This is a genomic window from Arthrobacter sp. MA-N2, from assembly GCF_000517125.1.
In the GTDB taxonomy this organism is placed as follows: domain Bacteria; phylum Actinomycetota; class Actinomycetes; order Actinomycetales; family Micrococcaceae; genus Arthrobacter; species Arthrobacter methylotrophus.
Genome location: NZ_KI912155.1, coordinates 3,331,517 through 3,349,937 on the forward strand (window position 1 = coordinate 3,331,517; position 18,421 = coordinate 3,349,937).

Below are 18,421 nucleotides of genomic sequence, written 5' to 3' on the forward strand. Positions count from 1 at the left end.
GTGCCGACCCCCTCCCGCTTTCCCACATTCCCGGGAGCGGGGCCGGCACTCCTCCACCCTTATAGGAAGGAGGGACAACCATGACGACGGAACCTCCCGCCCAGACAAGCACCGTCAAGGCGGACGGAGCCCCCGCTGCCGACGATTCCCGAAAACCGACCAGCCCGACGCAAGTGGCCAAACCGACCTGGGCGTATATCGCCAAAAGAACCCTGCGCGAGTTCGGCAAGGACCAATGCCCTGACGCCGCAGCCGGCTTGACCTATTATGCGGTGCTTTCGCTCTTCCCCGCACTGCTCGCGCTCGTCTCCCTCCTCGGACTTTTCGGGCAGGCAGGAAAGACCACCGGGGCGCTCCTCGATGTGGTCCAAAAGATCGCTCCGGGCTCCACGGTGGACGCCATCCGGCAGCCCATTGAGGAACTAACCACCTCGGGATCGGCCGGCTTCGCCCTCGTCATAGGCATTGCCACGGCCCTCTGGTCCGCCTCCGGCTACGTGGGGGCCTTCAGCCGGGCCATGAACCGCGTCTACGAAGTCGACGAGGGCCGGGCGTTCCTCAAGCTTCGCGCAACCATGCTTGGAGTCACCGTGCTGGGAATTGCCGTCGTCGCCATGATCGCCGGCATGCTGGCCATGAGCGGACCGGTGGCGGACGCCGCGGGCACTGCTTTGGGCCTCGGCGGCGACCTGCTCGCGGTCTGGGGTGTCGCCAAATGGCCGGTCATCATTCTGCTGGTCATCTCGGTCATCGCCGTCCTCTACTACGCCACGCCGAACGTGAAACAGCCGAGGTTCCGCTGGATGAGCATCGGCTCGTTCATGGCCCTCCTGGTCTTCGTCCTGGCTTCGCTGGCCTTCGCCTTCTACGTGGCCAACTTCAGCAGCTACAACAAGACCTACGGGACAATCGGCGGTGTGATCGTGGCGCTCCTGTGGCTATGGATACTGAACATGTCCCTCCTCTTCGGCGCGGAGTTCGACGCCGAAATGGAACGCGGACGGGAACTCCAGGCGGGAATCAACGCGGAGGAAACCATCCAACTGCGTCCGCGGGGAACCAAGCGCAGCAAGAAGCTGCAGGAGCAGGATGAAGAGGAAATCCGCCGCGGGCAGGCACTCAGCGAACACAACAGTCGCGAAAATATCTGATCTCGGCAAAGAGGTGGCCGGTCTGGACTTGGATAATGGGCAGGCTTAATGTTCAAGAGTGGCTGGCTTCCCGTCGGACGGCCCCCACGGGCAATCTCTGCGGCCAGTTCACGCAAGTCCCAGGGAGGTTGGAAAATGAAAAAGGTTGAAGAGACGATTGACGTAGCTGTACCCGTTCGGGCGGCCTACGAGCAGTGGACCCGGTTCGAGTCGTTTCCCCGATTCATGTCGGGTGTTGAATCCGTTACCCGGCTGAGTGACACAACCAACCATTGGGTCACCAAGGTCGGCGGCGTGGAACGGGAATTCGATACGGAAATAGTCGATCAGGAACCCGACGACCGGATTGCCTGGCGGAGCATTGATGGAAAGTCGCACGCAGGCATCATCAGGTTTTCACCCTTGGACGCCAATCACACGCACGTCAAGGTCCATTTCGAATGGGCACCTGAAACGCTCGTGGAGAAGGCCGGAGCCGCGCTCCAAGTTGACGAGATGCAGGTGACGGCGGACTTGAACAAATTCAAGGAGTTCATCGAGTCTCGTGGAATTGAAGGGCGATAATGGCTGGCCCCGGACCAGTGCTAGTGGTCGGTGGCACCGGGCTGCTGGGTGCCCAAGTGGTATCCGAGCTGTTGGCGCGAGGCAAACAAGTCCGAGCCTTGGTGCGTCACGGTTCGGACGCGGCGCGCTTGGAAACCCTCGGGGCCACGATCGCACGAGGCGACATGATGGAGCCGGACTCGCTGCTGCGGGCCATGGACGGCGTCGATAGCGTGGTGACTTCGGCGGCGGGATACACCCGCCACCGGGAGGGAGACAGCCCCCTCATCGACACCGTGGGCAACATTAATCTCGTCAACGCGGCCAGCCAGGCAGGCATTCGGAGATTCGTCCTGACGAGCATCCTCACGTGCGATCAAACCCCGGACGTGCCGCATTTCTGGCACAAGAAACTCGCCGAGGATCGCTTGGAAGAACTCGGGGTTCCGTTCGTGGGCCTACGGCCAGGCGCTTTCCTTGACCAGGTCACGCGTTTCGGTGGCGACCCTTTCAGCAAAGGGCAACTCACATGGTTCGGGTCCTTGAGCGTTCCACTGACCTTCGTACTCACCCGTGACCTTGCGATATACCTGGCAGCAGCAGTGGACGCAACCGGCGTCGACGGGCAACGAATCGACATCGGCTGGGACCGACCGGTGAGCATGGAGGAAATCGCCGCGATCTCCGCCCGGTTGCTCGGCAGGCAGGTACTGGCCATCCCCGGGACGAGCAACACCATGGCCAAGGACTTCAAGGCCATGATGGACTGGTTCGCAACAGGCCGCTATGTCGCAGACACCGCCAGGCAAAGCGAGGTCTTCGGCCCACCGCCCACTGCGGAGGACGCCGTCGCCCGCTTGCTCTCGGGCCTCGGCCATGCCGTGTGACTGAGCCACCCCAAGCTGAGCCACCCCAAGCTGAGCGACCCCGACGGCAGCCGGACTCGTGCGCTTAACTCGCGTTAGCCCACTGCGGGCAGCGCGTCGGGGATGCGCGGCTTGGCGTTGCCCGCGAAGGTGAACTTCGCGTCATCGCCTTCGCCGTCCACGTCGACCACCACGATGTCGCCCGGGTGCAGTTCGCCGAAGAGGATCTTCTCGGAGAGCTGGTCCTCGATCTCGCGCTGGATGGTGCGGCGCAGCGGACGGGCACCCATGGCGGGATTGTAGCCACGCGTGGCCAGGAGAACCTTGGCGGCGGCTGTCAGCTCGATGCCCATGTTCTTGTCGGCCAGATGCTGCTCCAACCGTCCGATCATCAAGTCCACGATCTCGATGATCTCGTCCTGCGTGAGCTGAGGGAAGACAATGATGTCGTCAACCCGGTTGAGGAACTCGGGGCGGAATTGCTGCTTGAGTTCTTCGGTGACCCGCGCCCGCATCCGGTTGTACCCGGTGGTGGTGTCCGTGCCGGACTGGAAACCGGTCGCCACGCTCTTGGAGATGTCCCGGGTGCCCAGGTTGGTGGTCATGATGATCACCGTGTTCTTGAAGTCCACCACCCGGCCATGGCTATCTGTCAGGCGCCCGTCCTCGAGGATCTGCAGGAGTGAGTTGAAAAGGTCGGAGTGTGCCTTCTCCACTTCGTCGAACAGCACCACGGAGAACGGACGACGGCGGACCTTCTCCGTCAGCTGACCACCCTCGTCATAGCCAACGTAGCCCGGAGGTGCACCGAACAACCTCGAGACCGAGTGCTTCTCGGAGTACTCGGACATGTCCAGCGTGATGAGGGCCTCCTCGTCGGCGAAAAGGAATTCAGCCAGGGCCCTGGCGAGCTCGGTCTTGCCCACGCCGGTAGGGCCGGCGAAGATGAACGAACCACCGGGACGCTTGGGATCCTTCAGGCCTGCACGGGTGCGGCGGATGGCCCGCGAGACCGAGCTAATTGCTTCATCCTGGCCGACAACCCGCTTGTGCAGTTCTTCTTCCATCTTCAGCAGACGCGACGACTCTGCCTCGGTGAGCTTGAAGACCGGGATACCGGTTGAATTTGCCAACACCTCGGCGATCAGCTCCTCGTCGACCTTGGAATTGCCGCCCATGCCGCCGGACTTCCATCGGAGCTCTTTTTCCCTGCGCTCGGCCGCAAGACTCTGCTCCTTCGCCCGCAGCGAGGCGGCACCCTCGAAGTCCTGGGCGTCGATGGCCGATTCCTTCTCCATCTTGACCTGGGCAATACGCTCATCCATGGCTTTGAGCTCCGGTGGACGGGTCATGCGGCGGATGCGCAGGCGTGCCCCGGCCTCGTCGATCAAGTCGATCGCCTTGTCCGGCAGGAAGCGGTCCGAGACGTAGCGCTCCGAAAGGCTCGCCGCTGCAGCCAGCGCTCCGTCCGTGATGGTCACGCGGTGGTGCGCTTCGTAGCGGTCGCGCAGGCCCTTGAGGATCTCCACGGTGTGGGCAACTGAGGGTTCCTGAACCTGGATCGGCTGGAAGCGGCGCTCCAGAGCGGCATCCTTCTCAATGTGCTTGCGGTACTCGTCCAGGGTGGTGGCACCGATGGTCTGGAGTTCGCCACGGGCCAGCAACGGCTTGAGGATCGATGCGGCATCGATGGCACCTTCGGCAGCGCCGGCACCCACCAGCGTATGGATCTCGTCGATGAAGAGGATGATGTCCCCGCGGGTCCGGATTTCCTTCAGGACCTTCTTCAGCCGCTCTTCGAAATCACCACGGTAGCGGGACCCCGCCACAACCGAGCCCAAGTCGAGTGTGTAAAGCTGCTTGTCCTTCAGGCTCGACGGGACGTCACCGCGGACAATCGCCTGGGCGAGGCCTTCGACGACGGCGGTCTTGCCGACGCCGGGCTCACCGATCAGCACCGGGTTGTTCTTGGTGCGGCGGGAAAGGACCTGCATGACGCGTTCCATCTCCTTCTCGCGGCCGATCACGGGATCGAGTTTGTTTTCGCGTGCAGCCTGGGTCAGGTTGCGGCCGAACTGGTCCAGCACCACCGAACCGGCGGGGGCCACTTCCGCTTGCCCCGGACCGGCAACTGCGCCAGGGGTTTCCTTGCCCTCGTAACCGGAAAGCAGCTGGATGACCTGCTGGCGGACGCGGCCCAAGTCGGCGCCAAGCTTGACGAGGACTTGCGCGGCAATGCCTTCGCCCTCCCGGATGAGACCGAGCAGGATGTGCTCGGTACCGATGTAGTTGTGGCCGAGCTGCAAGGCCTCCCGGAGCGCGAGCTCAAGCACTTTCTTGGCGCGCGGGGTAAAGGGGATGTGGCCGGACGGGGCTTGCCTGCCCTGGCCGATGATCTCCTGCACTTGCTCGCGGACTCCCTCAAGCGAAATACTCAGGGACTCAAGCGCCTTGGCGGCAACGCCTTCACCCTCCTGGATCAAACCCAAAAGGATGTGCTCGGTACCGATGTAGTTATGGTTGAGCATGCGTGCCTCTTCTTGGGCAAGCACAACAACACGACGGGCACGGTCCGTAAATCTCTCAAACATTTCGCCACTCTCCTGGCTGCCGCCTACCTTGATGCTACGTCGCCGAAGGCCTTCTTGGGGGATCGCCCGAGGCAGAATTTTAGATACCGGGCCGGCAGGCTGCATGGCTCTTCTGCGGAGACGGTCCAGACCGTGAAGAATGAAACAACCACCAAGGAGAAGGAACTACGATGAGCACCCTGAAACAGCGTCTGCACGACGACGTCGTCGTCCATATGAAGGACCGTAACAAGACCGCGCTCACGACGGTCCGCAACGTCTTGGGCGAAATCGAGACGCGTGAGAAGTCGGGCAAGACACCCATCGAGCTGGACGACACCCAGGTGACGGCGTTGCTTCAGAAGGAAGCCGCCAAGCGCCGGGACACGGCCCGCATTTACACTGAGGCTGGCGAACTGGAGCGAGCCGCAGCCGAAGTCGCCGAAGCAGAGGTGATCGAGGCATACCTACCCAAAATGTTGACCCCGGACGAGGTTGAGGCCATCGTTGATGAAGCTATCGCAACCCTGAAGGCCAGCGGTCAGGAGCTCACGATCAGGCAGATGGGCGTCGTGATGAAACCGGTCACGGCGAAGGTCGCCGGCCGCTTTGACGGCAAAGCCGTCAGCGACATCGTCCGGACCCGACTCGCATAGATTCACGGGCCTCCAGGGAGGAGTAGCCATGGTAGCCATCATCCTGGGATGGAACCCAGGGCGTGGGAATGATTGGGACTACGACGCGGTGATCGAGCAGGTCACCGAAACAGGTCAGTTCCTGGACCGGTGGAACGTCGGAGTACACCGAAGGATCCAGCCAGGCAATCAAGCATGGCTTCTCCTGCAAGGCGGGGGTCTCCACGGACGCGGGCTCATCGGACACGGCGTCGTCATGTCCGAAAGCTATGAGGCAGCCAAGCGCCCCAAGCCGAACACTTCCAAGCCGAGCAGTTCCAAGCCGATCGGTACCGAGCGGTACGTCAGCGTGGCCTTCGATGCCCTGCTCCCCCTCGGCAGCCAGATACCGTCGAGTGTCCTCTCCAGTGAAGTGCCGGACGTGGCCTGGAACACCTTCCGAGGCTCCGGACGGCTTATCCCCTTGGAATCGGAACCGCTCCTCCAGCGAGTGTGGCGCGAGCACGGACCAGCGGCTTCCGAGCCATGCGCGACCGTTCCCGGAACCTATCCGGAAGAAGCCGTCAGCCGGATCGAAACGAACCGTTACGAGAGAAACCCCGAAGCCCGCCGGATCTGCCTGGCTTTCCACGGAATGTCTTGCGCCGTGTGCGGTTTCTCCTTCGAAATAACGTACGGGGATATCGGCAAAGACTTCATCCACGTCCACCATGTGGTGCCGGTTTCACAACTTGGCAGCGGCTACCAGCTGGATCCGATAGCCGACCTCGTACCGCTGTGCGGCAACTGCCACGTGATGGCGCACCTGGGCGTGGGCACCCCTCGTTCCGTGGCGGAATTGCGGCAGGCTATCGCCGCCGCCGGACACTTGCCGGGCCAGATAGTCGATGACGAGGCGCTTGCCGCCCAGGACGCAGCCCTCCGGATTCTCGAGCAGCGACAGCCATAGTGTTGCCCTCATGCACTAGCCAGTCAAGGCTCTTCCCCCGTATGTTGGTTAACACACCGCGTGGCGAGCATCACACGCTGGTAGTCAGATGATCCATTTGCCGGACTAAAAGGGACCGGGGCGCACCGTCGCGCCCCGGCGCCGGCGAGACCTACCGGGCGTCGCCAGCCGCCCGCTGTTCAGGAGGATACGCATGACCGGGATGTTTGAACTCTTTATCGACGAGGACACGAGCTTCAAATTCAGACTCAAAGCGCCGGACGGCACAGTGGTAGCCATCTCCAGGTCCTTTCCCGACAAGCCCGCAGCGGTATGCGGGATCAGCGATGTGCGCGAGTACGCCGGAATGGGCCTGATCACCGATCTTTGCCCGGAAGTTCCACTCCGCGGAACATCACCCACGCCTCCGGTTCCCGCCATGCGGCACGCCGGTCCTTCCGTCATGCCGCAGCTTCCCGTCCCGCCACGGCGCCATAATCCCCTCTCGCAAAGAGATCGAACCGGCCGGACCTGGCACACGGGAACCTTGGTGGAAGCACCCTGTGCGGGGTTGGCCGAGGTGTCGTCCTAGCGACAAGGACGAAGTAAGCTAAGCGATCTTAGTGTTGCCCGTGTCACATCCTCCGCTTAGTCTGGTTCCGGACCGCAGCGTTGCGGTTCCTGATCGGAAGAGGAATCATGACCGAAAAAATCCGGCTTCTCGTAAAAATGGACATCGACAGTGCCCAGATCCGTATCACTGCCCAGGGACACCTCACCTCCCGCAGCCTTCACGAGCTTTACGGCGTCGTGAGCCGCGCCAACACACTCATGCAGGGCGCATCCCTGGAAATCGACGTCAGCGGTGCACGTGTCGACGCTTCCGCCATGGAAGCGCTCCGCCGCTGTTCGCAATCCCACCACCTTCCATACCTGACTGATTCCCGGCAATCAGAGGTCAACTTCTCGATCCGGTCATCTGCTGACGCCGTGATGGCCGTCTGACTCCCCGGCGTCGTGCGCCGAAGGAGCCGCAATGTTCACCAGCCCGTACGCCGATGTCGAAATCCCCGAAACCGCTCTCTATGAATACCTGTTCGGCGGGCTAGGCATCGACGACCTGGACCGGGTTGCGCTTGTGGACGGCGCCTCAGGCGAAGAGACAAGCTACGGCAAGCTCGTTAGCCGGATCGATGCCACCGCAGGCTGGCTCGCGGAGCAGGGCGTCGGACCGGGCACAACGCTGGGACTGTTCTGTCCCAACATCCCTGCGTTCGCCGTCGTCTTCCACGGGACCCTCCGCGCGGGCGCCGCCATTACCACCGTCAATGCGCTCTATACCGCCGAAGAAGTCGGCCGTCAGCTCGCCGACTCCGGTGCCACCTGGCTATTCACGATCTCGCCGTTCCTCGAACGGGCAGAGGCCGCGGCACAGGCGGCCGGCATCCCGGCCGGTCGGATAGTGGTGCTCGACGGCGGCGATCCGGTTGTTGCGGACGGGCATCCTTCGCTCACGGACGTGCTTCAGGCCGGTCTTCCTGCGCCGAGGCTCAGCGTCGACCCGCACGCGGCCGCCGTCGTCCCCTATTCATCGGGGACGAGTGGAACGCCGAAAGGCGTCATGCTCAGTCAGTACAACCTGGTGGCGAACGTCGCGCAGGCCCGCGCCTTTTTCCGTGTGACTCCCGACGACGTGGTACTCGCTGTCTTGCCCTTCTTCCACATCTATGGTCTGACCGTGCTGCTCAATCTTGCACTCGGCGAGCGGGCCAGGCTCGTTACCATGCCGAGGTTCGAGCTCGCCGAGTTTCTGCGCATCATCCAGGACCATCGATGTACGTACCTCTTTATCGCGCCGCCCATCGCCGTCGCCCTCGCGAAGCATCCACTGGTGGACCGCTACGATCTGTCCTCCGTCCGCGTTGTGCTCTCCGGAGCCGCACCGCTCGACGGCGGGCTGGGACACGCCGTCGCGAGCCGACTCGGGTGCACGGTGCTCCAGGGCTACGGCATGACCGAACTGAGCCCTGTGTCCCATGCCATCCCGCGTGAAGATTCCGGGAACATCCCCCTCGATTCAGTCGGATACACCGTGCCGAACACGCAGTGCAAGCTCCTCGACATTGCCACCGACGAGGAGATCGAGATCCCCGCCGGAGGGGCGAGCGCCCCCGGGCAGCTCCTGGTGCGCGGACCGCAGGTCATGCTCGGCTACCTGAACCGTCCCGACGCGACCGCCGCCATGATCGATCCGGACGGCTTCCTCCGCACAGGCGATATCGCGACGGTCACGGCCGACGGGGTGGTGACGATCGTCGATCGGCTCAAGGAACTCATCAAGTACAAGGGCTACCAGATAGCCCCTGCAGAGCTCGAGGCCCTTCTCCTCACCCACCCACGGATCGCGGACGCCGCAGTCATCGGAGTCCGAACGGACGACGGCGAAGAGGTGCCGAAGGCTTTCGTCGTCCGGCAAGGGGCGGGCGAGCTCGGGGACGACGATGTCATGGAATTCGTTGCAGCACGCGTCGCGCCGTTCAAGCGCATCCGGTCTGTCGAGTTCGTCGAAGTGATTCCCAAGTCCGCGTCAGGCAAGATCCTTCGGCGCGAGCTACGGGCACGGACGGCGGCTGCCCCCAAGGCAGAATGGACAGTATGAACTTCACTACCTTCGCCCTCGTCCGCCATGGCCAGACAGATTGGAATGCGCAGCGCCGGATCCAGGGGTCCACCGACATTCCACTGAACGACGTCGGGCGCAACCAGGCGCGCGACGCCGTCGCTGTCCTTTCAGCTTACGAATGGGACGCGGTGGTCTGCTCCCCGCTGAGCCGCGCCGTGGAAACCGCCAAATTGATCGCCGGAGGGCTGGGACTCAGGGTGACCCGGCATGTGCCGGAGCTCGCCGAGCGTAGCTTCGGACACGCAGAAGGATTGCAGGACGGCCCCGAGCTGGATGCCTTGCGCATCCCCGGCGGCTTCCGCGGCGCCGAAGACGAGGACGACGCGGCAAGCCGCGGTTTGGGTGCGCTGGATGCCTTGGCCGAGGAGTTCGCCGGCCACCGTGTTCTAGTGGTGGCCCACGGCACGCTCATCCGGCTGAGCCTCAGCCGTGCCATTGGCCGCACCCTGCAAAGCATCGACAACGCCGTGCTCAACTTGGCCCACCACCATTCCATCGACGGCTGGGAGCTCGAGTATTTCAACGGTGAGCGAGTCACGGCCGATATCCCGGGCTGAGCTGTTTCCCGGCTGAACACCGACGTCTCCTCAAGGTCCTGAGGTGTGTCAACGGTCCCGTAGCATGGTGCGGATGGTATTCATACGGCTATACCGCGAGGGCAAACTCGAACGCGATGACGTCACCGCTCCTGAAATCGAGGCGCTGGCGCACCAGGACGATGTCGTGCTGTGGATCGACTACACGAACCCGACGGCGGATGATCTGCTCGGCGTCGAAACGGTGTTTGGCCTGCATCGCCTGGCCGTGGAGGACGCGGTCCATGACTTTCAGCGGCCAAAGCTCGATCGGTACCCGAACCATTTGTTCCTGGCGGCCTATCAAGCCAAGCTACAGCCGGGCAGCAGCGAGCTCGCCGTCGCCGAGATCTCGGCTTTCGTGACCCACAAGGCCCTGGTAACCGTGCACGGACCCGAGTTCGACACCGAAAGGCTCATGGCCTACTGGGATGCGGAGACGGACCTGACCACTCATGGCGTACCGTTCCTCTTCTGGGGACTCCTGGACATGATCGTCGACGGCCACTTCGATGCCGTCCAGGAACTCGATGGATACATCGACGCCCTCGAAGAGTCGCTTTTCGAAGACCACTCCCCCGACCACGAGCTGCAGCGCAAAACGTTCGAGCTCCGCAAGAATCTCGTCAAACTGCGCCGGATCATCCTCCCCATGCGCGAAGTCCTCAACACACTCCTCCGGAGGGATGACCTGATCGGTTGCAGCCCCGCGATGCAGCCCTTCCTCCAGGACGTCTACGACCATGTCCTGCGCGCCACCGAATGGACGGAATCGCTCCGTGATCTGGTCACCACTATCTTGGAAACCCACATCAGCATCCAGGGAAACCAGATGAACCTGGTCATGAAGAAAGTCACCAGCTGGGCCGCGATCATCGCAGTTCCCACGGCCATCACCGGCTTCTTCGGGCAGAATGTGCCGTTCTTCGGCTTCCAAAACGATGCAGGACTGTGGATGTCCAGCGCGCTCATGGCGGGTGGATCGATATTCCTGTATCTCGGTTTCAAGAAACGGGACTGGATCTAGGCAAGCACACGGACCGCCGCACCGGGCGGCAGCCTGTCCTAGCCTTCGTCGCAGAGAAGGTGATACCAACTGTCGGCGAGCACCTCGAGGGCATGGTCGCGGTTTGGTTCGAGCTTGCGTCGTGTCCACAGTGTGGCGACAAAGTCGAGCTGCGTGAAGGCGAGTGTTCCGCGGATGCGGTGCGTCTCCTCAGAGAAACGTCCGGCGAGTTGTAGGCCGCGGACGATGTCGGAAATGACCTCCTCATGCCACCCTTCCACCAAGTCCCGAACCTCACGATCGACTGCGGCGGCTTCGTCAAGCACGTCAAGGTACGGACGGAAGACCGGCCATAGCGCGGCGCGCGACTCGAGCCACGCAAGGATGCCCTCGAGCTCGCCGACGCGCACCACCTCGACGAGATCGGGGGCGGTCGACATACGATCAGGGCCGTCCGCACGATCGAGGACGGCATTGACGCGCGCCATGAAGTCCTTCATCAAGTCGCTGCGTGAAGGGTAGTAGGCATAGAAGGTCACCCGGGTGGTACCGGCCGCCGCGGCGATTTCATCGATGGTCGTCGCGCCGTAACCCTTCTTCGTGAAGAGCTCAAGCGCACGTTCCACGATGGTGTCGCGCGTCAGCTGCTTCTGGGCTTCTCGCAGGGAGGACATAAGGCAATCCTATCGGTGGTGTGAGGCGACCGTCCGCAGCAAGCGCGAAAGATGCGCGACGGCAATCGCCCTGACACGCTGTCAAGACGGTGAAGCAAGATCCGGTTTCAGAGCTTTAGGGGCGCCTCCCGACGCAGCGCCCCGGGACCGACATCAGCCAAGCGGCGCAGTTTGGGGATCGGAATCCGGTAATTGACCGCGGCGGCGGTGCCGAATCCGTCGTCGTTCTGCCAGCGCAGGAGCACCGAGTCTCCGCCATCGCCCGGCTCGCAATAGTCGGGCGTCCCGACCACCGGCGTGAACCCGACAGCCTTGAGCGAGAGGCCGAAACCCTCGGTCCAGAAGTACGGCTGGAAGGTAAACTCGGGCGCAGCTTCGCCTTGGAGAAGTCCGAGCGCAGCGTTCTTCGCCTGGTCGATGGCACTCGTCCACAGGGGAACCCGTTGAACGCCGTAGCGGGTGGGGAAGAACGCCACATCGCCGGCAGCCACGATGTCCGGCCGCAGCCGTCCACGCGAGTCGACGCGCAGCGACCCGTCGGTCAGTAGCTGCGAGCCGGCCAACCAGCCGACATTCGGTTCGTCGCCAATTGCGGTGACCACGAGATCGGCCCGGAGCTCGCTGCCGTCGGCCAGGACAACCCGTGTCCCGGCGTCGTCGTCCAGCAAGCGGGCCTGCCCGCCGGCAACCACCCGCAGTCCGCGCCGGATGGCGGCGGAGGTGAACATGTCCGACAGATGGTCGCCAAGCTGGCGCGAGAGTGGTTTGGCGTCGGAGACGAGCGTGACTTCGCAGCCAACGTGCAGGCAGCCTGAGGCGACTTCCATTCCGAGTGGTCCGCCACCGACCACGACGACTGAGGGACGCGATGCGAGGCGTTCCCTGAGCAGGATGGCATCCTCGATGGTGCGCAAGGTGAGCTCGCGCGAGGAGCTATTCCCTTGCACTCCCGCCGTAAGGCGCCTCGCCCTGGAACCGGAGGCGATAACAAGGCCGTCATACGGCAGGTCATCGCCTCCGTCCAGATGAACCAGCCGGGCGTCGACGTCCAGACCCGCGGCGCTGACGCCGAGCAACTCCCTTGCTTCGTGGCCCGGCTCGGGAAGTTCGTGCGCCTGCAGCGCGCCCTCGCTGTTCCCGTCGGCACCCACCCCATCGACGCCGTGCAGCAGCGCCTTGGACAGGGCCGGGCGGCTATACGGATGGTGGCGTTCCGCGCCCACCACCGTCAACTCACCGTCGAAACCTGCCGAGCGGAGCGAATCGCACGCCGTGAGACCGGCAATTCCGTTGCCGACCACCACAATCCTGCGCATGGTCATGCCGCGGCCAATCGGAGCGCGGCGACCGGGCAAACCCTGACCGCAGCCTTCGCGGCGTCAAGATCGGACCCATCCACTTCCGGCACATCGATGACCAATTCGCCGTCGTCATCCAGGTGCATCAGCGCGGGCGCTGCCTCCTCGCACAGGCCGTGACCCTCGCAGCGGGGACGGTCCAGTTCGATCCTCATGCTGCCACCACCTTTTCAACCTGGAGCACCTCGAAGCTCCGCGTTATATTGCTGGGCTCGCGGGCCTCGTCGGAGAGGACCAGGGTCTTTACCCTTCGGGCAAGCGCTTCGATGATCGCGTGCGCCTCGAGCTTCGCGAGGCCCTGCCCGGCGCAGCCATGCGGCCCGTAGCCGAACGAGAGGTGGTCCACGGGGTTGCGTTTCACGTCGAAGGTGTCGGGATTCTCATAGTGGCGCGGATCCCGGTTGCCGGCGCCGAACAAGATGCCCACCTGGGCACCTGCAGGAATCGTGACTCCATCGATTTCCACATCGCGGGTTGCCTTCCGGCCCCAGATGTGGACCGGCGCCCAGTAGCGGAGCACTTCAGCGAACGCGGCGGGAACGAGTTCCGGGTTCTCCCGGACCAGCTCGAACTGATCGGGGTGGTGACCAAACAGCGCAACGATGTTGCCGATAGAGGCGATGGTCGTGTCGACGCCGGCTCCGAGGTACTGGTGGATGATGTGGCCCGCGGAGCCCGCGGGAATGTCGCCGCGGGTCTCGGCGTCAAAGATGCCGCGCCCGATGGAGCCGGGCGTGAGGTCGTCCGCGGTGACCGAGGAGCACCAGCCGTAAAGCTCGCCGGCGATCGGGAAGCTCTCCTGGGTGCGCTGGTTCAGCGGGCCGATGACCTGCATCGCAGCCTGGCCCCAGCGCAGCATGTTGTCCTTGACGTGACCGCTGAAGCCAATGAGGTCGGCGACGATTTCGATCGGGAAGGCACGGGCCAAGGCGTCAATGGCCTCGAAGCTGCCGCTCGCGGCCAGTTCCGCGACGAGCTTGTCGGCCTTTTCGTCGATGACGACTTTGAGGCCACGGAGGGCTCGCGGGGTGAGGTTCTGGGACAAGGTGGCGCGGAGCTGCGTGTGAATGGGCGGGTCGGAGGCCAGGGAGGTGCCCTGTAGCGCCTCGTTCACCATGGGGTTGAATCCGATGCTGGTGGAGGAGAAGGCTTCGGGGTCGCCGAGGGCGTCGCGGATGACGTCGTAGCGCGTCAAGACGTACAGATCGTTCTTCGGAAGGTGGACCACTGAAGCCTGCTCGCGGAGCGCGGCATAGGTGGGATAGGGGTCGACGAGGACGTCGTCATCCCAGATGTCGATGTCTGACTCGATGGGTGCAGTCACGGTGTTCTCCTTGTGGATAGTAGGGGGTGAAGCCGTCCGTCAATCGATGACGGCGGCCTCCTCGTTTGCTTCGGTGGTCTCCGCAATGGCGTCGGCGGTAGGCGCCGAGGACCGTGCGGAGATGAAGAGAGTGAGAATGGCGGAGAGGGTCGCAGCGATGCCCGCGGAGAGGTAGACAGTCTGGAAACCCTGGCCCAGGGAGGTCCCGGCGACGCCCTGGATATGTGGCTTGGCGGCGACGAGTGCCTTGACCATGCCGTCGACCGCTTGGGCGGGCGCGCCGCTTGCCGCTGCTTGGCCGGAGAATTGGGCGACGACGCCGTCCCAGCCTGAGAGGAAGCCCAACGGTGGCACATATACCAGCCCGGCCACCGCATCTGCGGGCAGACCTGCCACCCCGAGGATCCCGGCAAGGGGACCCGCGAAGACCGTGGCTCCAATGCCGAAGGCGATGGCCGAGCCGATGACGGGGCCGAGCGCGAAGCCAAGGTCGCGCAAGAGATTCGTCGTGGCGGATGCCATGCCGATTTGCTGGGCGGGGACGGTGTTGATGGCCACGGCGGTCACCGAGCCAACCGTAAGGGCGAAGCCGATACCCAGTAGCAGCAGCGGCGGAATGAACGTCGTCCACGGGGTGCCCCCGAAGGTCTCTGGAGTGCCTAGGGCGAACGTCGAAAGCCAGAAACCGGAGACTGCCATGAGAGCGAAACCGGCCGTGAGCACCCAGCGTGGCGCAACGTGGTGGATGAGCCATCCGACAACCGGAATGAACGCGAATGCCGGACCTTGGATGAAGACGAAAAGTACTCCGATCTTCCAGGTCTCGGCCAGCGCCAGGCCGCTGACGGCGACGCTCGTGCTGAAGCAGATCGCGAGGAAGGCGAACATACCGGTGACTGCCACAATGCCGGTAATGGAGTAGGAGCTGTTCTTGAACAGCGACAGGTGGATCAGTGGCTGCGCGGTGCGTGATTCGATGACGACGAAGGCGAGCAGCAGGATTCCGCCAGCGATGTAGCTTGCGATCACCTGCGCGCTGCCGAAGCCGGCGTCAACCGCCGTCACCGTGGCGTAAAGGACGGCAATGAGGCCGAGTGCGAGAGTGACCTGGCCGGGCAGGTCCAGTTTCCGTCCCTCGGCCGCCGCGGAATCCTTTGCCTTGACCGCGATGAGAAGCACGAGCACGGCGACAGCGGCCGCAACCAAATAGGCTGCGCGCCAGCCACTGAAGGCGTTCGGGGCGCCCGGCGCACCACCGGGCACGGTGAAGAACTGCGCCGTGAACCCGGCGAGCATCGGGGAAATCACCGCGCCCAGCGACAGGAACCCTGCCCAGGTGGCGATGACCTTTGCCCGGGCACGGTGGTCCGGAGTGATCGCCGCGATCATGGAAAGCGATATGGGAAAGAGGATGCCGGCCCCGATCCCGCCGATGGCCTGCGCCACGATCATCATGTCTGTGGTGGGCGCCATCGCGGCCATGACGGAGCCGACGATGCTGACGGCAGCGCCGACGTAGAGCAGCTTCTTGCGTCCGAACATGTCGCCCAGGAGTCCCCAGCTGAGCTCGAACACAACAATGCCCATCAGGAACATGCCCGCGATCCAGGTCAGTCCGGCACCCGAGGTGTGGAATTCCACGGCAAAGGTGCCGCTGAGGGCCCCTGGCAATGCGTTAGTGATCTGTGCGAGGGTTACCGCACTGTAGGCGGCCACGAAAGTGGCCCGTACCGAGCCGCGGCTCGCTACGGAAATGGTCTGACTCATCGATGAAACTCCCTTGTTTCCGTTCGATCCTCTGATGGGGCGCCAAGACTGGTGCCCACCGAGGTATGGGCCGGCATCGGCCGGAGAGATGTGGCGCTCCCCACATTCTGAAGCCAACCTTTACATGATGTCAAGATGGCTTACGTAGCGTTGGCTTCATGTTCTGTTTTTCGAGAAGTAAATGTACGTTGCGAACATTTCCTTGACACGATGTAAAGAAATGTGTGAGGCTGACAACACCGCAACGGAGCGACGGCATGGTCACACTCCGCGGCGCCCCTGCATTCAGAACCCGATCTTCAAGGGAGAAGCCAAGTGAGCCACACCGTACCCGTCGATACCGGCGACGCGTTCCATACCGCCGATGGGCGGACCGTCAATACGGTCCTGGGTCCCGTACCCGCGACGGAATTGGGCATTGTCGCGGTCCACGAGGCCTTGTTGTCAGTGCTCCCGGGCGCCCAATACGCTCCCGACATCTCCATGGACCGGGCAGAGATCTTCCAGGCCCTGGCCGCGAAACTCACGGACTTCCGCGAGCACGGCGGGCAAACGATCGTTGACAGCACCGGAATGTTCCACGGCCGCGACCTCAAACTCTACGAGGCACTTTCCCGCTCCACCGGCGTCCACATCATCGCCTCCACAGGCCTGGGCCCGGAGGAAGAACTCGGCGGATACTTCCTTACGCCGCAGACCAATCCACCCACCCCGTGGCCGGCCGACAAGTTCAGCGATCTCTTCGGCAAGGAAGTCACCGAGGGAATGGTGGTCCCCCGGCTCGAACGCCGCGCCGCCGCCGGCATCGTGACCACCATCGCCGACCGCGCCGGGATGACCCCCACCGAGGAAAGCCTGTTCCGCGGCTCCGCCCGCGCCGCGAAGAACACCGGTGTCCCCGTCTCCATCCGCTTCGGCGCCGCCGCCTTGCACGACCTGGACATCGTCCTGGACGAGCAGATCGGGGCCGACCGGGTACTCGTGGGCGGGCTGGACCGCAAGGACGCCGCCGGCTCCGCCCTCGAAGTGGCTCGCCGGGGAGCATTCGTCGGCATCGACCACGTGGGCTTGAATGACCATCCGGACTACCTCACCGACCACGAACGCACCGAACTGGTACTCGAACTCGTGCAGGCCGGTCACGCCGACAAAATCATCCTTTCGGGAAACTCGATCGGAGTCGCCAAGGGCGTTCCGGAATACGACCTGCCCTACAGCCACGTCCTGGCCACGTTCATACCCCACCTCAAGGCCCACGGCTTGAGCGAGGAAGACGCCCAGCGCATCCTCGCGGAGAACCCGCGCAAGCTACTCACCGTGCGTTAAGCACTCCCCCGCCCACCGACAACAAGCTTTCGAACTCCTGAGGTGAACCAATGACCAAGGTCAACACAGTGCTGGGAACCATTCCGGCCGAAGAACTGGAAATCGTGGCGGTCCACGAACACATCGGCTACGGCATGCCCGGATCCGAACTGGACAGCAAATGGTGGAAGACTCCGGAACAAGCCTATGAAGAAACCGTGCCCAAGCTGCGGAAGTTCCGCGAATACGGCGGTGGCACCTTCGTGGACGCCACGGGTATCTGCAACGGCCGCGACGTCGACTACTACAAGTCTCTGTCACGAAAAACGGGCGTGCACATCGTGGCCTGCACCGGGTTCGTCGGCGGCGACACCGCACTGCCGCACTTCTCCCGCGCCACCGTGGACTACCTCACGAAAGTGTTCATCCACGAGATCACCGTCGGCATCGGAAACACCGGCGCCAAGGCCGGCGTCATCAAGGTCGGCGTAAGCCGCGGCGGACGAATGACGGAGCTGGACAAACGCATCTACCGGGCCGCGGCCCGCGCCGCCGTCGTCACGGGTGCACCGATCCTGACCCACCTGGCCATCGACCCCGAACCAGCCGTGGCCATCTTCAACGAAGAAGGCCTCTCCCTGGACCGCGTGCTCTTCGGCCACGCCGACGACGGACTCAACGCCCCGATCACCCCGCACGACTGGATCTACGAACAAGGCGGACGGATCGGCTTCGACACCTTCGGCTACGACCTCGAACTTCCCGATCCGCCCTTCTGGGGCCGCAAACGCGCCGAACGCATGCAGCACTTCGTAAACCTCGTCAACAAAGGCTACGCAGACAAACTCCTCGTCTCCGCCGACGCCAACTGCAGCCCGCTGGGCTGGCCAGGCGTCAAGGGCCACACCATCAACTACATCTTCGAGGACATGATCCCGGATATGCGCGAGGCCGGCATCGACGACGCAACCCTCAAACTCCTCCTCGAAACCAACCCGGCCGACTTCCTTTCGCTGGACGTCTGACTTCAGGGCAG

18 protein-coding genes are annotated in these 18,421 nt (G+C 63.5%); 12 read left to right on the forward strand and 6 right to left on the reverse strand.

Features of this window, described 5'->3' with window-relative positions; all coding sequences use genetic code 11:
- Nucleotides 1–80 precede the first annotated feature (80 nt).
- The 3 genes from A3M3_RS25605 (at nucleotide 81) to A3M3_RS0116375 (ending at nucleotide 2,581) form a co-directional block, all read left to right on the forward strand.
- Nucleotides 81–1,151, forward strand: coding sequence for a YihY/virulence factor BrkB family protein (locus tag A3M3_RS25605; RefSeq protein ID WP_035741938.1), 1,071 nt, complete (start codon nucleotides 81–83; stop codon nucleotides 1,149–1,151).
- 135 nt (nucleotides 1,152–1,286) lie between these two features.
- Complete coding sequence (locus A3M3_RS0116370) at nucleotides 1,287–1,715, forward strand: SRPBCC family protein (protein ID WP_028267227.1); 429 nt, start codon at nucleotides 1,287–1,289, stop codon at nucleotides 1,713–1,715.
- Entirely contained in the window at nucleotides 1,715–2,581 is an 867-nt protein-coding gene (locus A3M3_RS0116375) for an SDR family oxidoreductase (RefSeq protein WP_028267228.1), read from the forward strand. The genes A3M3_RS0116370 and A3M3_RS0116375 overlap by 1 nt, the downstream gene beginning before the upstream one ends.
- 74 nt (nucleotides 2,582–2,655) lie before the next feature.
- Here the strand turns inward: A3M3_RS0116375 and A3M3_RS0116380 are convergent, their stop codons facing one another.
- Nucleotides 2,656–5,151: an ATP-dependent Clp protease ATP-binding subunit gene (locus A3M3_RS0116380; protein WP_028267229.1), complete on the reverse strand. Its 2,496-nt coding sequence runs from the start codon at nucleotides 5,149–5,151 to the stop codon at nucleotides 2,656–2,658.
- Between the two features lie 170 nt (nucleotides 5,152–5,321).
- On the opposite strand from A3M3_RS0116380, the gene A3M3_RS0116385 reads away from it, so the two are divergent.
- The 7 genes from A3M3_RS0116385 (at nucleotide 5,322) to A3M3_RS0116415 (ending at nucleotide 10,978) form a co-directional block, all read left to right on the forward strand.
- Complete coding sequence (locus A3M3_RS0116385) at nucleotides 5,322–5,786, forward strand: GatB/YqeY domain-containing protein (RefSeq protein WP_028267230.1); 465 nt, start codon at nucleotides 5,322–5,324, stop codon at nucleotides 5,784–5,786.
- Between the two features lie 28 nt (nucleotides 5,787–5,814).
- Complete coding sequence (locus A3M3_RS0116390; protein ID WP_028267231.1) at nucleotides 5,815–6,714, forward strand: HNH endonuclease; 900 nt, start codon at nucleotides 5,815–5,817, stop codon at nucleotides 6,712–6,714.
- A 193-nt stretch (nucleotides 6,715–6,907) separates the two neighbouring features.
- Complete coding sequence (locus A3M3_RS27050; RefSeq protein WP_051423237.1) at nucleotides 6,908–7,285, forward strand: YegP family protein; 378 nt, start codon at nucleotides 6,908–6,910, stop codon at nucleotides 7,283–7,285.
- Nucleotides 7,286–7,392: 107 nt separating this feature from the next.
- Nucleotides 7,393–7,698 carry a hypothetical protein gene (locus tag A3M3_RS0116400; protein WP_028267232.1) on the forward strand — a complete coding sequence of 102 codons (306 nt, stop codon included), beginning with the start codon at nucleotides 7,393–7,395 and terminating at the stop codon, nucleotides 7,696–7,698.
- Nucleotides 7,699–7,729: 31 nt separating this feature from the next.
- Nucleotides 7,730–9,352 (forward strand): AMP-binding protein, encoded by a 1,623-nt coding sequence (locus A3M3_RS0116405; protein WP_028267233.1) that lies wholly within the window; start codon nucleotides 7,730–7,732, stop codon nucleotides 9,350–9,352.
- Nucleotides 9,340–9,933: a histidine phosphatase family protein gene (locus A3M3_RS0116410; RefSeq protein ID WP_081736841.1), complete on the forward strand. Its 594-nt coding sequence runs from the start codon at nucleotides 9,340–9,342 to the stop codon at nucleotides 9,931–9,933. Before A3M3_RS0116405 ends, A3M3_RS0116410 begins: the two co-directional genes overlap by 13 nt.
- A 73-nt stretch (nucleotides 9,934–10,006) precedes the next feature.
- A complete protein-coding gene (locus tag A3M3_RS0116415; RefSeq protein WP_028267235.1) occupies nucleotides 10,007–10,978 on the forward strand; it encodes a magnesium transporter CorA family protein in 972 nt (323 codons plus the stop codon).
- A gap of 38 nt (nucleotides 10,979–11,016) precedes the next feature.
- Here the strand turns inward: A3M3_RS0116415 and A3M3_RS0116420 are convergent, their stop codons facing one another.
- From A3M3_RS0116420 to A3M3_RS0116440, 5 genes are all read right to left on the reverse strand, one after another.
- Nucleotides 11,017–11,631, reverse strand: coding sequence for a TetR/AcrR family transcriptional regulator (locus tag A3M3_RS0116420; protein ID WP_028267236.1), 615 nt, complete (start codon nucleotides 11,629–11,631; stop codon nucleotides 11,017–11,019).
- A 107-nt stretch (nucleotides 11,632–11,738) separates the two neighbouring features.
- The gene (locus A3M3_RS0116425) at nucleotides 11,739–12,953 is read right to left on the reverse strand and encodes an NAD(P)/FAD-dependent oxidoreductase (protein WP_035741940.1); all 1,215 of its coding nucleotides are present in this window, start codon (nucleotides 12,951–12,953) and stop codon (nucleotides 11,739–11,741) included.
- Nucleotides 12,950–13,144 (reverse strand): ferredoxin, encoded by a 195-nt coding sequence (locus A3M3_RS0116430; RefSeq protein WP_028267238.1) that lies wholly within the window; start codon nucleotides 13,142–13,144, stop codon nucleotides 12,950–12,952. The genes A3M3_RS0116425 and A3M3_RS0116430 overlap by 4 nt, the downstream gene beginning before the upstream one ends.
- Nucleotides 13,141–14,313 (reverse strand): cytochrome P450, encoded by a 1,173-nt coding sequence (locus tag A3M3_RS0116435; RefSeq protein WP_028267239.1) that lies wholly within the window; start codon nucleotides 14,311–14,313, stop codon nucleotides 13,141–13,143. Before A3M3_RS0116435 ends, A3M3_RS0116430 begins: the two co-directional genes overlap by 4 nt.
- A 39-nt stretch (nucleotides 14,314–14,352) precedes the next feature.
- The gene (locus A3M3_RS0116440) at nucleotides 14,353–16,080 is read right to left on the reverse strand and encodes an MFS transporter (protein WP_028267240.1); all 1,728 of its coding nucleotides are present in this window, start codon (nucleotides 16,078–16,080) and stop codon (nucleotides 14,353–14,355) included.
- A gap of 315 nt (nucleotides 16,081–16,395) precedes the next feature.
- Between A3M3_RS0116440 and A3M3_RS0116445 the strand changes: the two genes are divergently transcribed.
- Both A3M3_RS0116445 and A3M3_RS0116450 read left to right on the forward strand, forming a co-directional pair.
- Nucleotides 16,396–17,406, forward strand: coding sequence for a phosphotriesterase (locus A3M3_RS0116445; RefSeq protein ID WP_028267241.1), 1,011 nt, complete (start codon nucleotides 16,396–16,398; stop codon nucleotides 17,404–17,406).
- A 50-nt stretch (nucleotides 17,407–17,456) separates the two neighbouring features.
- Complete coding sequence (locus tag A3M3_RS0116450; RefSeq protein ID WP_028267242.1) at nucleotides 17,457–18,410, forward strand: phosphotriesterase family protein; 954 nt, start codon at nucleotides 17,457–17,459, stop codon at nucleotides 18,408–18,410.
- The last annotated feature ends 11 nt before the right edge of the window (nucleotides 18,411–18,421 follow it).

Bases quoted from the DNA above. Each gene is read 5' to 3' on its own strand.
- A3M3_RS25605 (WP_035741938.1), top strand. From the start codon at position 81: ATGACGACGGAACCTCCCGCCCAGACAAGCACCGTCAAGGCGGACGGA.
- A3M3_RS0116370 (WP_028267227.1), top strand. From the start codon at position 1,287: ATGAAAAAGGTTGAAGAGACGATTGACGTAGCTGTACCCGTTCGGGCG.
- A3M3_RS0116375 (WP_028267228.1), top strand. From the start codon at position 1,715: ATGGCTGGCCCCGGACCAGTGCTAGTGGTCGGTGGCACCGGGCTGCTG.
- A3M3_RS0116380 (WP_028267229.1), bottom strand. From the start codon at position 5,151: ATGTTTGAGAGATTTACGGACCGTGCCCGTCGTGTTGTTGTGCTTGCC.
- A3M3_RS0116385 (WP_028267230.1), top strand. From the start codon at position 5,322: ATGAGCACCCTGAAACAGCGTCTGCACGACGACGTCGTCGTCCATATG.
- A3M3_RS0116390 (WP_028267231.1), top strand. From the start codon at position 5,815: ATGGTAGCCATCATCCTGGGATGGAACCCAGGGCGTGGGAATGATTGG.
- A3M3_RS27050 (WP_051423237.1), top strand. From the start codon at position 6,908: ATGACCGGGATGTTTGAACTCTTTATCGACGAGGACACGAGCTTCAAA.
- A3M3_RS0116400 (WP_028267232.1), top strand. From the start codon at position 7,393: ATGACCGAAAAAATCCGGCTTCTCGTAAAAATGGACATCGACAGTGCC.
- A3M3_RS0116405 (WP_028267233.1), top strand. From the start codon at position 7,730: ATGTTCACCAGCCCGTACGCCGATGTCGAAATCCCCGAAACCGCTCTC.
- A3M3_RS0116410 (WP_081736841.1), top strand. From the start codon at position 9,340: ATGGACAGTATGAACTTCACTACCTTCGCCCTCGTCCGCCATGGCCAG.
- A3M3_RS0116415 (WP_028267235.1), top strand. From the start codon at position 10,007: ATGGTATTCATACGGCTATACCGCGAGGGCAAACTCGAACGCGATGAC.
- A3M3_RS0116420 (WP_028267236.1), bottom strand. From the start codon at position 11,631: ATGTCCTCCCTGCGAGAAGCCCAGAAGCAGCTGACGCGCGACACCATC.
- A3M3_RS0116425 (WP_035741940.1), bottom strand. From the start codon at position 12,953: ATGACCATGCGCAGGATTGTGGTGGTCGGCAACGGAATTGCCGGTCTC.
- A3M3_RS0116430 (WP_028267238.1), bottom strand. From the start codon at position 13,144: ATGAGGATCGAACTGGACCGTCCCCGCTGCGAGGGTCACGGCCTGTGC.
- A3M3_RS0116440 (WP_028267240.1), bottom strand. From the start codon at position 16,080: ATGAGTCAGACCATTTCCGTAGCGAGCCGCGGCTCGGTACGGGCCACT.
- A3M3_RS0116450 (WP_028267242.1), top strand. From the start codon at position 17,457: ATGACCAAGGTCAACACAGTGCTGGGAACCATTCCGGCCGAAGAACTG.